11 protein-coding genes and 2 riboswitches are annotated in these 15,017 nt (G+C 73.8%); of the genes, 4 read left to right on the top strand and 7 right to left on the bottom strand.

Going from position 1 to position 15,017, the window contains the following annotated elements:
• On the top strand, positions 1-1,003 hold a 1,003-nt coding region (locus AC067N_RS20680; protein ID WP_478680335.1), incomplete at its 5' end, for a hydrolase.
• A gap of 59 nt (positions 1,004-1,062) precedes the next feature.
• Here AC067N_RS20680 and AC067N_RS20675 read toward each other — a convergent pair.
• From AC067N_RS20675 to AC067N_RS20665, 3 genes are all read right to left on the bottom strand, one after another.
• Positions 1,063-3,054, bottom strand: coding sequence for an ATP-binding protein (locus AC067N_RS20675; RefSeq protein ID WP_478680384.1), 1,992 nt, complete (start codon positions 3,052-3,054; stop codon positions 1,063-1,065).
• 293 nt (positions 3,055-3,347) lie between these two features.
• Positions 3,348-4,022, bottom strand: coding sequence for a Pvc16 family protein (locus tag AC067N_RS20670; protein WP_478680334.1), 675 nt, complete (start codon positions 4,020-4,022; stop codon positions 3,348-3,350).
• A 142-nt stretch (positions 4,023-4,164) separates the two neighbouring features.
• The gene (locus AC067N_RS20665; protein ID WP_478680333.1) at positions 4,165-4,839 is read right to left on the bottom strand and encodes a helix-turn-helix transcriptional regulator; all 675 of its coding nucleotides are present in this window, start codon (positions 4,837-4,839) and stop codon (positions 4,165-4,167) included.
• A gap of 450 nt (positions 4,840-5,289) precedes the next feature.
• On the opposite strand from AC067N_RS20665, the gene AC067N_RS20660 reads away from it, so the two are divergent.
• On the top strand, positions 5,290-8,292 hold the full coding sequence (locus tag AC067N_RS20660; protein ID WP_478680332.1) for a helix-turn-helix transcriptional regulator: 3,003 nt from the start codon (positions 5,290-5,292) through the stop codon (positions 8,290-8,292).
• 97 nt (positions 8,293-8,389) lie between these two features.
• Positions 8,390-9,235: a DUF429 domain-containing protein gene (locus AC067N_RS20655; protein ID WP_478680331.1), complete on the top strand. Its 846-nt coding sequence runs from the start codon at positions 8,390-8,392 to the stop codon at positions 9,233-9,235.
• A gap of 66 nt (positions 9,236-9,301) precedes the next feature.
• Here AC067N_RS20655 and AC067N_RS20650 read toward each other — a convergent pair whose 3' ends face one another.
• The 4 genes from AC067N_RS20650 to gcvT form a co-directional block, all read right to left on the bottom strand.
• Entirely contained in the window at positions 9,302-10,669 is a 1,368-nt protein-coding gene (locus AC067N_RS20650; RefSeq protein ID WP_478680330.1) for an L-serine ammonia-lyase, read from the bottom strand.
• A gap of 163 nt (positions 10,670-10,832) precedes the next feature.
• Positions 10,833-12,098, bottom strand: a complete 1,266-nt coding sequence (gene glyA / locus AC067N_RS20645) for a serine hydroxymethyltransferase (RefSeq protein ID WP_478680329.1) — start codon at positions 12,096-12,098, stop codon at positions 10,833-10,835.
• Positions 12,099-12,112: 14 nt separating this feature from the next.
• Positions 12,113-12,490, bottom strand: coding sequence for a glycine cleavage system protein GcvH (gcvH, locus tag AC067N_RS20640; protein ID WP_478680328.1), 378 nt, complete (start codon positions 12,488-12,490; stop codon positions 12,113-12,115).
• A 167-nt stretch (positions 12,491-12,657) separates the two neighbouring features.
• A complete protein-coding gene (gcvT, locus tag AC067N_RS20635; RefSeq protein WP_478680327.1) occupies positions 12,658-13,782 on the bottom strand; it encodes a glycine cleavage system aminomethyltransferase GcvT in 1,125 nt (374 codons plus the stop codon).
• Between the two features lie 72 nt (positions 13,783-13,854).
• Positions 13,855-13,979: riboswitch (glycine riboswitch) on the bottom strand.
• A riboswitch (glycine riboswitch) is annotated at positions 13,980-14,077 on the bottom strand.
• A gap of 250 nt (positions 14,078-14,327) precedes the next feature.
• Between gcvT and AC067N_RS20630 the strand changes: the two genes are divergently transcribed.
• Entirely contained in the window at positions 14,328-14,996 is a 669-nt protein-coding gene (locus tag AC067N_RS20630; protein ID WP_478680326.1) for an AAA family ATPase, read from the top strand.
• Positions 14,997-15,017 lie beyond the last annotated feature (21 nt).

Genomic DNA, 15,017 nt, shown 5'->3' with positions numbered 1-15,017 from the left:
CACGGGTGATCAGCTGTCGTACGACATCCACCCGGGCAACGTGCAGATCGAGCCGGGGCGTGCGGCGTTCGTGAGGGCGACGTTGAAGCCGCGGCAGGTCATCTGGTTCGGGTCGAAGGAGGAGCGGCCGTACACCTTCGCCGTGAAGCGGTCGGGTGCGGTGCCGCTGGATGTCGAGGGCACGTTCGTGCAGCGGGGCTTCCTGCCGGGCTGGCTCGCGACGTTCCTGGGTCTTTTCCTCGCGCTGGCGATCACGTTCGTCATGCTGTGGATCACGCACAAGCCCCAGGTCCGCAGCACCGCCACGGAGAAACTCGACAAGGCCGCCGTCGCCACGGTGCCGCCCAGCCCGCAGGCGCCGGTCTCGCCCCCTCCGTCGCCGCCCACCCCCTCCGCTCCCGCCGCGCCCGCGCAGACCTCGGAGCCGGAGAGCGGCAGCGGCGATGGCGGCGGCGGCAGTGGTGGCGGCTCGGGCGGCGGCTCCGAGGAGAAGAAGAAGGCCCCGAAGCCGACCGCCGCCACCGCGGTCCGCAAGCTGGCGGCGACCGATCCGGGCGGCAAGCACATCTGCTACCGGGCCTTCGTGGCGGGCAAGGGCTGGACGGCACCGGAGTGCGACGGCGACATGGCCGGCACGGTGGGCCAGAACCGGCCGCTCACGGCCCTGAACATCGCCGTGTTCGGCGTGGGCGGCACGGCGAGCGCCGCCTTCGTCCACAACCCCCAGTCCACCAACGGCCAGGGCCACTACGTCGAGCCGTGGTCCGACGCGCCCGACGGCAGCGACAACTACGTCGGTGACAGCAGGAAGGACGCCCCGGCCATGCTGGGCTTCACCCTCAACGTCGACGACGGCGGCCGGCCGGTCTGCCAGGCCGTCCACCTCCGCAACGACGGCTGGCAGGGCATGACCTGCGACAAACCGAACGAGGGGGACCGCTGGACCTTCGGCGGCACACTCCGCAACGACATCTGGCTGGAGGCCGTCCGCTTCACGGTCTGAGCCGGCGCCCTTGGCCGACCGGGCCCGTTCCCCCCGAGGGCGGCCCGGTCGGCCGGTGGCTACCAGCCGCCCTCGCCCGGCACCAGCCGGCCGGCCTTGCGGTACTCGCGCTCCGCGCCCTCCCGCAGGTCGGCCGAGGTGACCCGGTCGCCGCGCCCCGCCGCCGCGTACGCGGCGGTGACCACCGCACTGCGGATGGAACCGCCGGCCAGCTCGAAGTCACGGGCCACCCCGCCCGGGTCGGTGTCATCGGCGCACGGCACCGAGGCGAGACTGTGCCGCCACAGGGCCAGCCGCTGGCCGGCGTCCGGGAACGGGAAGTCGACCACCATGTCCAGCCGCCGGGTGAACGCCTCGTCGATGTTGGCCCGGAGGTTCGTGGTGAGCAGCGCGATGCCGTCGAAGGCCTCCAGCCGCTGCAGCAGGTAGGCGCTCTCCATGTTGGCGTACTTGTCGTGCGAGTCCTTGACCTCCGAGCGCTTCCCGAACACGGCGTCCGCCTCGTCGAAGAGCAGCACGGCGTCGGTGCGATCGGCCTCCGTGAAGATCCGTTCGAGGTTCTTCTCCGTCTCGCCCACGAACTTGTCGACGACCGAGGACAGCTGGACGACATAGAGGTCCAGGCCGAGATCCGCGGCGACGACCTCCGCCGACAGCGTCTTGCCGGTGCCGGACTCGCCCGCGAAGAGCCCCAGCACCCCGTGGCCCCGGCCGCCGCCGGCGCTCAGCCGCCAGTCGCCGAGCACCCGGTCGCGGTGCCGGGCCCGCAACGCGAACTCCCTCAGCCGGGCGAGGGGCCGCTCCGGCAGGACGAGGTCGCCCCAGCCGACGTCGGGGCGGATCCGGCGGGCGTGCCGCTCCAGACCGGACGCCGACTGCTGCCGGGCCGCGAGCCGCAGATGGGCGGCGGTCACCTCCGTGCCGTCGAACGCGGCGAGGTCCCGGGCCGCACCGGCCGCCCGCTCGATCCGGTCACCGCCCAGCCGGTAGGGGGCCACGGTCGCGGCCAGGTCGAACCCCGGCCCCTCCGCCCCGATGCCGAGCGCGGCCGACCAGGCGTCCACGGCGGCCGCGTACGGGCGGGGCGCGTCGAGGACCAGCGGGTCGCTGTCCGCCCACTGCGGGTCGTACGGCCGGGGGTCGACGAACACCACCGGCACATCGGCCGGCGTCAGCGCCCGCAGCAGTGGGCCCGGCCGTTCCGGCAGGGGTGAGACGACGATCGCGCGCCCGCTCAGCCGGGCCTCGCGCAGCAGCCGGGGGAGGAGGCCGGACCACGGATCGCTGTCCTGGGCGGCCTCCGGGGGAGGGGTGAGGTGCAGGGCGGCCAGACCCGCCGCGCGCAGGGCGGCCGCGGCGCACAGGAGCCCGTCACCCTCGCGGTGCTCCCGCAGATGGACGGCGAGGGGGCCGGCGGCCAGCCGGGCGGCCAGCTTGGCGGTGAACTCGCCGCCGGGCGCGAGTGACTTCGCCGGCGGCGTCAACGGACGGACATGACCGGCGAGCGCGGGGTCCGGCGTGTCGTCGCCGAGCAGATGGGCGACGAGCCGGTCCGGTACGGCCAACGCCCGGCTGAGGAAGGGGCGTTCGGGGTCCTCGACGGTCAGCAGCCCGAGCGCGCCGAGCGGCGCCGACGGATGGAACCGGGCCCGCCCCCCGGCGTCGTGCACCGGCACCCCGCACAGATCGAGCGCGAGCCCCACGCTCGCGCGGCGCCGACTCACGTCGTCGTTCAGATACCCGTACAGCGGTTCGAAGGAGCGGTCCACGTCCGGGGCGAGCGCGATGAGCAGGATCCTCGTGTCCAGCTCGGTGAGCCCGAGCCGCCCGGCCAGCCGCGCCAGCCGGTCCTCCGGCCCGTCGTACGCCGCCCCGGGCCCCTCCGGATCGGGCGGCACGGGGACCAGCAGATGCCGTACGGCCTCCTCGGAGAGGTAGAGCCCGCGCAGCGGATCGGCGGCGGTGGGGTCGACGGCGGCCCTCCGGTCCACCACACGCGAGACCCGCTCGCGCAGCCGGCCCAGCCGGAGGAGGAGGGGGTCGTCCGGCACACCGCTCCGGGGTGCGGCGGGGACGGCGTATCCGGGTGCACCGGGGGCGGGTTCGAGGCCGGAGTGCCGGGGGTCGGGCTCGGTCTCGGCGTAGCCGGGGGCGGGCTCGTGGCCGGTGTGTCCGGGGGCGGGTTCGTGGCCGGGGTGCCGGGGGCCGGACCCGGGTGTGGCGTGCCCGGGATCGCGCTCAGGCCCGGCGCGTCCGGGGTCGGGGCCGGCGCGTCCGGGTGCGCGGGGGTGGGGCGGCCCGGCGGGGAGCGTTCCCCCGTCGGTTTCCGCCGGGGCGTGCGTGCTCACTCGCCACGCTCCGCCGGGGTCCCGGGGCCGGTGCCGGACGCGGGGGCCGGGGACAGGTGCCGCGGCAGGTGCCGCCGCTGGGGTGAGTCGGCCGAGCCGTCCATGGCGCGTACGCGGACGGCCGCGCCCTCCGTGACCGGGGGACCTGCGTCGTACTCGGGGAAGGCCGGGAAGGGCGCCGTCACCACGAGGTCGAGGGACGGCTTCAGTTCACCGCCCAGCGCGGACCAGATCTCCGCGAGGGAACGTGACTCGGTGTGCAGTCCCGCCACCGTGAGCGGCACCGACAGCCCCAGCGCGCCCAGGGCGCCCGGCAGTTCGTGCGGGGGCAGCAGCTCGCGCGGCAGCAGCGTGGCCAGCACCGCGGAGAGCAGCCGGTGTTCGTCCTGCGGCTGCTTGGTCCAGGCCGTCACCAGGTACGACAGCCGGAACCAGCGCGGCGGCTGACGACGGCGTACGACGATGTCGCGCTCGTCGCGCACGGGCATGTGACCCCGCTGCCGCCGGGAGACGTCCTCACGGATGTCGTACAGATACGTGTTGACGGTGGGCGCGTTGCGCCGGGCCGCCCAGTCCCGGGTCGGGGCCTCGAAGGAGACGTCGATGCCGGAGCCGGCCAGGGCGCCGCCCCCGATCAGCCCCTTGAGGACCTCGTCCACCTCGTGGATCACCGTCGTGCTCCCGTGCCGTCCGCCCCGCCGTCTGTCCGTCCGCCGATCGTGCCCCGGGCGGTGCCCGTCCCCGCAGGCACGCCGGGGACGTCCCGGGGGCAGAGCGCGCTGCCCGACCGGCCAGGTGCGCCTGCCTGTTCGATCAGATGTAGCCTTCCCGAAGGGCATAGGCCACGGCATGCGCCCGGTTGCGCAGATGCAACCGGGTGGTCAGACCATGCATCACGTTCTTGACGGTGCGTTCGGAGTAGGAGAGCTTGCTCGCGATCTCACCGGTGTCCAACCCCTCGGCGACGAGCCGCAGGACATCGATCTCCCGGGGCACGAGGCCCGACAGGGGCGCTCCCGGCCGACCGGTCACGGAACGCTGCAACGAGCCGACCTGGCTGATCAGCCGCCCCAGCAGATCGGCGGGCAGATCGCCGTCTCCGCGCGAGGCCGCGAGCACCGCCTGCGACAGCCGGTGCGCGGTCGCCTCGTGGCGCCACACCACCGCCCCGACCCCGCACTCGATGACGTCGAGCAGCTCCGTCTCCCGGATCGCGCTCACCACCAGCACGGCCCGAGCGCCGTCGCTGCGCACCAGTCTGCGGAGCGCGGCCAGCAGGGTCTCGTCCGGTGTCTCACCGATCAGGACGGCCACGGTGCCCGGCCGGGGCTCACCGCCCTCCACCAGGTCGATCACCGGGTGCCCGCCCAACTGGCTGAGCACCCCCGCCCGGGAGAGCGGGTCCGGAGTGTGGACCACGACCGGGATGCGGCGCCGGGCCACGGTCGTTCCCGTCTCCGTCTCCACCGTCCTTAATGAGCTGGGCAATCGATTCTCCTGTGTGCGTGCGGGGGGATGCCCCTCCGACCGGACTGCCGACGGGCCCGCCGACCGGGCGTTGGACCAGGGCGGCCGGCGAAACCGGAATCGCCGGAGGGGCCCGGGTGACCGATGGGCTCGAACCACACTTCTGTGCGTCGACCGCCGTGCGCAATCGTGGAGCACCACGAGACCGACCACGAGATCGGCCACGGCACCTCCACGGCGGCGACCCTCCCCCCGACCCCCGCACGCGACCCCGCCCGGCGCCGGCCCGCGGGCCCGGCCCGGGGCGGGACCGCGGACTCCGGCCGCTGTCGCACGACCGGCCGGAACCGGCGTACCGGCACCGGCACCGGCCGGAACCGGCGTACCGAGTCCGGCCGGAATCCGTGCACCACGGCGGGCGTCGGTACGTCTACCGAACCAGAGACGACCCGTCCACGACAGGAGGCAGTGATGTGCGCACCGGAACGGCTCCTCGAACGCCGTGACACCCTGGAGCTGCTGGCTGCCGAGGCCGCCCGCGCCCGTACGGGGTCCGGCCGCCTGGTCGTGCTCAGAGGGGCCACCGGCACCGGCCGCACCGCGCTCCTGGAGGCCGCGGCGGAGCAGGCCGCGGCGCGGGGCATGCGGGTCCTGCGGGCCCGCTGCTCGCCGGAACACACCTCCGTCCCACTTGACACCGTCTACCAACTCCTCGCCCACGCACCCGAGTTCGACGCCGCCGCGGGCGAGGCGCCGGACCCGCCCGGCACCCCGCCGCACCGGGGCAGGTCCGCCCGGCTGTGGCGACTGCTCCGCTCGTACGCCGACGAGACGCCGCTGCTGGTCGCCGTCGACGACGCGCACCTCGCCGACTCCGCGTCCCGGCGCTGGCTCGTCGAGGCCGTCCGGTGGATCGACCGTTTACCCGTGCTGCTGGTGGTGACCGAACGCAGCCAGTACGACATCGATCCGCCCGCCGACGGCCTGGCGCACGCGCTCTCCTCAGCCCTCGTCCACACCCGCACCCTTGCCCCGCTGAGCCCCGACTCCGCCGCGGAACTGGTCCGTTCGGCCCGGGGCGGCGACCTCGCACCGGAGTGGGTGGCCGAGTGCGTACGGGCCGGCGCGGGCAACCCCCTGCTCCTGACCGCCCTCCTCGACGACCTCCAGTCCACCGGCCAGGGCACCCTGCCCGACACCTGCGCCGCCCTGTACCCGGGCTCCTACGCCGCCGCCGTGTCCTGGTGGCTGGACAGCGCGGGGCCCGCCACCACCGAGGTCGCCCGCGCGCTCGCCGCGCTGGACGAGGACGGCTCCCTCCCGGCCGACGCCGACCTGCTCGCCCGGACGGCCGGTGCCGACCCCGACCGCGTCCCCGGCTGGCTGACGGCCATGACCCGCCTCGGCCTGCTCCGCCCGGACCCCGGGGGACGGCCCCGCTACGCCCATCCGCTGCTGCGGGACGCCGTGCTCGGCGGCTGGAGCAGCGCCGGGCGGCAACAGGCCCACCGGCGGGCGGCCGAGGCGATGCTGCGCCGCGGCGACCACGCCGAGGCGGTCGCCGGGCAGCTGCTGCGGGCGGGCCCGGTCGGCGACGGCTGGGCGACGGCCGCCCTGCTCGACGCCGCCGGCCTCGCCGTCCGGGACGACCGCAGCGACGCCGCCCTCGCCTATCTGCGCCGCGCCCTCGACGAGCCGATACCGCCCGCCCGGCGCGCCGCCGTCCTCACCGAACTGGGCTCCCTGGAGTACGCGACCGTACGGTCCACGGCGGGGATACCCCGCCTCGCGGAGGCGATGCGCCTGCCCGGCCCGCCCCGCGACCGGGTGCGCGCGGCCGTCGCCCTCGGTACGGCGCTGGCCCGGCGCGGTGAGGCCCGCGCCGCGATCGACGTACTGTGCGGACTGCGCCACGAACACCTGACGGGCCACCCGGACCTGGCCCGCACCGCGCAGACCGCCTCCGCGCTGCTGTCCGACCACGACCAGGGCGTACGGCAGGAGGTGTACCGCTGGCTGCGCGAGACCGCCGAACGGTCGCCGGACCTCGTGGGCACGGCCGGGCAGGCCCTGCTGGTGCGCTACGAGTCGACGGCGGGCCTCACCTCGGCGGAGTCGGCCATGGAGCGGGTCCGCGCGCTGCTCGCGCAGCCCGCCGATCCACTGGAGGAGGCCTTCCTGCCGGGCACGGCGGCGGCCGTCGCCCAGTGGGCCGACCGGCTCGACGAGGCCGAGCGCCTCGTCCGGCGCGGTCTGGCCGGACAGCGCACGTCCCTGCTCCACCCCATGCACACGGCCCTGCTGAACGTACGGATCGACCTCGCCGCCGCACGCGGCGCCTACGAGGAGGTCCTCGCCGACCCGGAGGTCCGCCGCCCCGAGGGGAACCCGCCGGCCTCGGCCAACGCCCTCGCCCAAGCCGTCGTCGCCCTCGTCGAGACCGGCCGCACGGAGGAGGCGGCCCGCCTCGCGGACGGCTTCGACCTGCGCAACGCCCCCGACAGCTGGGAGTTGAACCGCTTCCTCTACGCCCGGGGCGTCCTGTACGCGGCCCTCGGGGACCCGGCCGCCGCGCTCGACGACTTCCTGGAGTGCGGCCGCCGCCAGTCCGCACGGGACGTCGTCAGCCCGGTCGTCACCCCCTGGCGGACAGCCGCCGCCGAATGCCATCTGGCCCTCGGCCGCCGCCGCGAGGCCCTCGCCCTCGCCGAGGAGGACCTCGGCCTGGCCCGCGTCTGGAACACCCCCCGCGTCCTCGGCCGCGCCCTGCGCACCCTGGCCACCGCCACCGGCGGCCGCCGGGGCCTCCACCTGGCCGACCGGGCGGTCCGCGTCCTCCGCCGGGACGCGGACACCGCCCCGTGCGGGGAGGCCACATCGAACGAGGCGGCGACCCGCCTCGGCACGCCGACGCGACCGTACGGCGGGACGACGGGCGAGGCGCTGTACGGCACCGCGCCTCGGACGCCGTGCGGCACTGCCGGAGAAGTACCGGACGACATCGCCGGGGACGGGGAGGGAGCGGCGCGGGGCACTCCCGGCGCGGCCGAGACGGAGCTGATCGCGGCGCTGACCGCGCACGGGCGGCTGCTCACGGCGGCGGGCGAGCGCGCCCGGGCCCGGGACGCCCTCCGGGAGGCGGCCGCCCGCGCCGAACGGCTGGGCGCGGTACGGGCACGGGCGGCGGCGGAGGAAGCCCTGCGCGAGGGCGGCGCCCGCCGCACGGCGACGGCGCTCACCGGACCCGGCGCGCTGACCGCAGGAGAGCGCCGCATCGCCGAACTCGCCGCGCAGAGCCGTACGAACACCGAGATAGCGGAGCTGCTCCACCTCGCCCGGCGCACCGTCGAGACCCACCTGACCAGTACCTACCGCAAACTCGGCATCCGCCGCAGATCAGAACTCGGCGCGGCCCTGGCGATCCCGGCCGACGCCCGGCGGCCCCAGAAACCAGGTCCCGCCTCCTCCGCATGAGCCCCCCGACCGCCCGGCAGCGGTGTGTGCGGGTGCCCGCATCCCGAGGGTCACGGGACCCGTGCATAATCCCGGCAGGACATGGAGGGGGGCGCCCATGCGGGTCAAGTCTCCGGGAGCGCAGGTCTCCGATGCGGTGGACGCCGATGCCATGGTGACGGTCGGCGTCGACCTGGCCGGGCGTACCGGAACCACCGGCGTGTGCCGGGTGACATGGGGTCGGCGGGCCGTGGTCGAACTGCTTCCCGCGAAGGACGACGACGACCTGCTGGACGCGATGCGTTCCGCCGACCGGACGGGGCTGGACGCGCCCCTGGGCTGGCCGGCTGCCTTCGTCGCCCTGCTCACCGCGCATGGGACCGGTGTCGGGCTACCTGCGCTCGCCCACTACGCGGCCTGCGCCGACGGTCGCCCCGGACTCGGCAACGCCTTCACCCACCGCCTGACCGATGACGTCGCGTGGAAGCGCACGGGGGCGGGCAGGCAGCGTCCGCTGTCGGTCTCGGCCGACAAGCTCGGTGTCGTCGCCATCCGCGCGGCCGGCCTGCTGGCTCGGCTCGCCGAGGGCGGCCCGCCGGTACCGCGCGACGGCTCGGGCCCGGTCGTCGAGGTCTACCCGGCGTTCGCGCTGATCCAGTGGGGGCTCGCCCCGGAGGGGACCTACAAGGGCAGGGACGCCACCGCCGCGCGGTCCAGGATTCTCGCCGGTCTCGAGGCCGGCCTGGACCTGGACCTGCCCGACCGGGTTCGTGACCGGTGTGTGGCCAGTGACCATGCCGTGGACGCCCTGATATCGGCGGTCGTCGCACGGGCCGCAGCATGCGGCATGACCCACGCGCCGACCACCGAGGCGGAACACGCCATGGCCGCGGTGGAGGGCTGGATGCACCTCCCCCGGCGCGACCTCCCCCTCACGGCGGTGCGGGAGGGAGCAGCGCACTGACCCCGCACACGGCCCCGGTCACGGACGGCGCCGAAGGACGCAGCGGCTCAGGCAGGGCCCGCCCCCTCAGCACTCGATGATGTTCACCGCCAGCCCGCCCCGCGCCGTCTCCTTGTACTTGACGCTCATGTCGGCGCCGGTGTCCTTCATGGTCTTGATGACCTTGTCGAGGGACACCTTGTGGGAGCCGTCGCCGCGCATGGCCATGCGGGCGGCGGTCACGGCCTTCACCGCGGCCATGCCGTTGCGCTCGATGCAGGGGATCTGGACGAGGCCGCCGACCGGGTCGCAGGTCAGGCCGAGGTTGTGCTCCATGCCGATCTCGGCCGCGTTCTCGACCTGTTCGGGGCTGCCCCCGAGAACCTCCGCCAGCGCGCCCGCCGCCATCGAACAGGCCGAGCCGACCTCGCCCTGGCAGCCGACCTCGGCGCCGGAGATGGAGGCGTTCTCCTTGAAGAGCATCCCGATGGCTCCCGCGGCCAGCAGGAAGCGGACGACCCCGTCCTCGTCGGCGCCCGGGACGAAGTTGATGTAGTAGTGCAGGACCGCCGGGATGATGCCCGCCGCTCCGTTCGTGGGCGCCGTCACCACCCGGCCACCGGCCGCGTTCTCCTCGTTCACGGCCATCGCGTAGAGCGTGATCCACTCCATGGCGTGCGCCAACGGGTCGCCCTCGGCCCGGAGCTGACGGGCCGAGACGGCGGCGCGACGGCGTACCCGCAGACCGCCGGGGAGAATGCCCTCACGGGACATGCCGCGCGCGACGCACGTCTGCATCACCCGCCAGATCTCCAGCAGCCCCTCGCGGATCTCCTCCTCCGTGCGCCAGGCCCGCTCGTTCTCCAGCATCAGCGCGGAGATGGACAGACCCGTCTCCTTCGTCAGCCGCAGCAGCTCGTCACCCGTGCGGAACGGGTACTTGAGTGCCGTGTCGTCGAGCTTGATGCGGTCCGCGCCGACCGCCTCCTCGTCCACCACGAAACCGCCGCCGACCGAGTAGTACGTCTTCGACAGCAGCTCCGCGCCCGACGCGTCGTACGCCCACACCGTCATGCCGTTGGCGTGGTACGGCAGCGCCTTGCGGCGGTGCAGGACCAGGTCCTTGTCGAAGTCGAAGGGGATCTCGTGGTCGTCGAGCAGCCGGATCCGGCCCGACTCCTTGATGGACTCCACGCGGTCGTCCGCCGACTCGACGTCCACCGTGCGCGGCGAGGAGCCCTCCAGGCCCAGCAGGACGGCCTTGGGGGTGCCGTGGCCGTGCCCGGTCGCGCCCAGGGAGCCGTACAGCTCGACCCGTATGGAGGCGGTCGCGGTCAGCAGCCGCTCCTTGCGCAGCCGGCGCGCGAACATCCGGGCCGCCCGCATCGGGCCGACCGTGTGGGAGCTGGACGGGCCGATGCCGATCGAGAACAGGTCGAAGACCGAGATGGCCACGGTGACTCCTCAGAACGGGGGGTGGTGCGAGGGGGGGCGGGGCACCGCGCTCACTGCCCAGTGTGCGCGGCGCCCCCGAAGAACGGCACTGTGTGCCGGTGAAACCGGGGTTACTTCCCGGAACAGCGGCCGGAGTTCGGACGATTCCGGCCCCTGCCCGGGGTCACTTGCCCAGGGTGGGGTAGAGCGGGTGCTTGTCGGTGAGGGCCTTGACCCGGGTCTTGAGGGCCTCGGTGTCGTAGGCGGGCTTGAGGGTCTCGGCGATGATGTCGGCGACCTCGGTGAAGTCCTCGGCGGTGAAGCCCCGGGTGGCGAGCGCGGGGGTGCCGATACGCAGGCCCGAGGTGACCATCGGCGGACGCGGGTCGTCGGGGACGGCGTTGCGGTTGACGGTGATGCCGACCTCGTGGAGGCGGTCCTCGGCCTGCTGACCGTCCAGCTCGGACTCGCGCAGGTCGACCAGGATCAGGTGCACGTCGGTGCCGCCGGACAGGACGTTGACCCCGGCCGCTCGCGCGTCCGGTGCGGTCAGCCGCTCGGCGAGGATCTTCGCGCCCTCGACCGTGCGCCGCTGGCGGTCCTTGAACTCCTCGCCGGCGGCGACCTTGAAGGAGACGGCCTTGGCGGCGATGACGTGCTCCAGCGGTCCGCCCTGGAAGCCGGGGAAGACGGAGGAGTTGAGCTTCTTGGCGAAGTCCTTCTTCGCCAGGATGATCCCGCCGCGCGGTCCGCCGAGCGTCTTGTGGGTGGTGGAGGTGACCACGTCCGCGTACGCGACGGGGTTGGGGTGCAGGCCCGCGGCGACGAGGCCCGCGAAGTGCGCCATGTCCACCCACAGGTACGCCTCGACCTCGTCGGCGATCCGGCGGAACTCCGCGAAGTCCAGCTGCCGCGGGTACGCCGACCAGCCGGCGATGATCACCTTCGGACGGTGCTCCTTGGCGAGGCGCTCCACCTCGGCCATGTCGACCAGTCCGGTGGCGGTGTCGACGTGGTACGCGACCACGTTGAACTGCTTGCCGGAGAAGTTCAGGCGCATGCCGTGGGTGAGGTGGCCGCCGTGGGCGAGGTCCAGGCCGAGGATGGTGTCGCCCGGCTGGGCCAGCGCGAACAGGGCGGCCTGGTTGGCGGAGGCGCCGGAGTGGGGCTGGACGTTGGCGTACTCGGCGCCGAAGAGGGCCTTGACGCGGTCGATGGCGATCTGCTCGGTGACGTCGACGTGCTCGCAGCCGCCGTAGTAGCGGCGGCCGGGGTAGCCCTCGGCGTACTTGTTGGTGAGGACGGAGCCCTGGGCCTCGATGACGGCGAGCGGAGCGAAGTTCTCCGAGGCGATCATCTCCAGGGTGGACTGCTGGCGGTGCAGCTCGGCGTCGACCGCGGCCGCGACCTCCGGGTCCAGCTCGTGCAGGGGCGTGTTCAGAAGCGACATGGTGCTACGACCTCTCAGCCGGCGATGAAGGCGGTGTACTCGTCGGCGGAGAGCAGATCGCCCGGCTCGTCCGTGACCCGTACCCTGAACAGCCAGCCGCCCTCGAAGGGGGCGGTGTTCACCAGCGACGGATCGTTCACCACGTCCTCGTTGACCTCGGTGATCTCACCGCTCACCGGGGAGTACAGATCGCTGACGGACTTCGTCGACTCCAGCTCGCCGCAGGACTCGCCCGCGGTCACCGTGGAGCCCACCTCGGGAAGCTGGGTGTAGACGACATCGCCGAGCGCGTTGGCCGCGTGCTCCGTGATGCCCACCGTCGAGACGCCGTCCTCGGCGGCCGACAGCCACTCGTGCTCCTTGCTGTAGCGCAGCTGCTGCGGGTTGCTCATGGCCTGAATTCTCCTGTACGCGGGGGAGTGATGATGAATGGGGGACTGCTGAAACCGCTGTTGAGCAGGGCGGATGTGCCCTTTGTCACGCTCGGGTGCGGCGCCGTGCCGTTCCGCACGACGCCGCCATGCCGCTTCTGAACGACGGTGAGCCGACTCCTACGGTGTCACTTGGACCGCTTGTAGAACGGCAGTGCCACGACCTCGTACGGCTCGTGGCTGCCCCGGATGTCCACAGCGACCCCGGTGGTGCCCGGGGCGGCGTACATGGCGTCGACGTACGCCATGGCGATCGGCTTGCCCAGGGTGGGGGAGGGGGCGCCGGAGGTGACCTTGCCGATCACCTTGCCGTCGGCGACGACGGGGTACCCGGCACGGGGGACCCGACGGCCCTCGGCGATCAGGCCGACGAGGACCGGCGGTTCGTGGTGGGCGTTCTCGGCGGCCTCGCGCAGGGCCGCGCGGCCCACGAAGTCGCCCTCCTTCTCGAACTTCACCACCCGGCCGAGCCCGGCGTCGAAGGGCGTCAGTTCGGTGGTCAGCTCGTGCCCGTACAGCGGCATGCCCGCCTCCAGGCGCAGCGTGTCCCGGCAGGACAGGCCGCACGGCACCAGGCCGACGCCCTCGCCCGCCTTGGTCAGCGCCTGCCACAGCTCCACGGCGTGCTCCGGCTTCACGAACAGCTCGAAGCCGTCCTCGCCGGTGTACCCGGTGCGCGCGATCAGCGCCGGGACGCCGGCGACCGTGCCCGGCAGGCCCGCGTAGTACTTCAGGCCGTCCAGGTCGGCGTCGGTGAGCGCCTTCACGATGCCGGGGGACTCGGGGCCCTGGACGGCGATCAGCGCGTACGCGTCCCGGTCGTCGCGGACCTCGGCGTCGAAGCCGGCCGCGCGCTCCACCAGGGCGTCCAGCACGACCTGGGCGTTGGAGGCGTTCGCGACGACCATGTACTCGGTCTCCGCGAGGCGGTAGACGATCAGGTCGTCGAGGATGCCGCCGTCCTCGCGGCAGATCATGGTGTAGCGGGCACGGCCCGTCTGCACCCCGCCGATGTTCCCGACCAGGGCGTGGTCGAGGAGCGCGGCCGCCTGCGGGCCGGTGACGGTGATCTCACCCATGTGGGAGAGGTCGAAGAGCCCGGCCCTCGTCCGTACGGCGATGTGCTCGTCGCGCTCGGAGCCGTAGCGCAGGGGCATGTCCCAGCCCGCGAAGTCGGTCATCGTCGCGCCGAGCGAGCGATGCAGGGCATCGAGCGCGGTACGGCGCGGTCCGGCGGTGGGGCTACTGCTCATCGGTTCTGCTCCCAAGGCGATGGGGGTCCCTCCCGCGCGAGCGAAGCCGAGCGTGAGGGAAGGCGAGGACGTTCCTCCCCATCTGTCATCGGAACCTGAGAGGTTCACCTCGACCGTACGTCCTGATGACGCACCGGTGGTCGCGGTTTGCACCTTGGGTGGAGCCACTGGCGCAGCGGCTCGCTTTTCAGATGTGCCTCGCCCGCGCGGTATCTGGGCCTGAGAGATTCAAGGGAGGGACTTGCTCCTTCGGCGCCCCAGCGAAGACTGCTGGGAGCTCTCCCGCGCGGATTCAAGCGGCCGGTATGCAGTTGGCGCGCACATCATTGCACGCATCGACGCGGCACGGCAGGGGGAGCCTCAGGGCCGGGGGTACGCCGCAGCAGGCGCACCCGTCCCGGGCGGCACGCGGGACGAAAGGACAGCCGTAGCGTTCCGTAGCACTCTTGTGGCAGTACGAGGACTGAATCAGGAGCGATCGGGCATTACCTTCTCTTTACGGTCTGTGGGGATGAGTCTCTCAACCCCTGGGGAGGACGATCACGGTGAACAGGACCACGGCGTGCGCGACGACCTCGGGCCTCGCCCTGCCCGAGCAGCCCGCCGGCCCGGCCGCCGCGGCCTGCGGCCCCTTCCCGGCGGCGGTCGTCCGCGACCTCAGGGAGCGCTCCGGGCGGAGCCCGCACGAACTGTCGTTCGCGGCCGACGACGTCGTGGTCGTCACCGGGCTCCCCGGCAGCGGCAAGTCGACCCTGATGCGGCGCGCGGTGCCGGGTCTGCGGATCGACTCCCAGGACACGCGTGACCGCTTCGACGCCCGCCTGGCGCGTGTCCTGCCGTACGCCGTGTACCGGCCGCTCGTGCGTTTCGCGCACTACGCCGGGCTCCGCCGCGCGCTGCGCTCCGGCGAGGGCGTCGTCGTGCACGACTGCGGGACCCAGGCATGGGTGCGGCGCTGGCTCGCCCGCGAGGCCGCCAGGCGGGGCGGCACCCTCCATCTGCTGCTGCTGGACGTCACCCCCGGTGAGGCACGGGACGGACAGCGGGAGCGGGGGCGCGGGGTGTCCCGGTACGCCTTCGCCCGGCACCGGGGAGCGATGACCCGGCTGCTGCGGGCCGTGGAGAAGGGGCGCCTGCCGGAGGGCTGCGGCTCGGCGGTGCTGATCGACCGGGCCGCCGCGGACGCGCTGAAGCGGATCGGCTTCGAGGGCTGAGCGCGGGTCCTGCGGGAGAGG

The sequence above is a fragment of the Streptomyces sp. NPDC042364 genome, assembly GCF_056437585.1.
The sequence above is the reverse complement of the archived record's forward strand: the minus strand, read 5'-3'. Positions and strand labels throughout refer to the sequence as shown.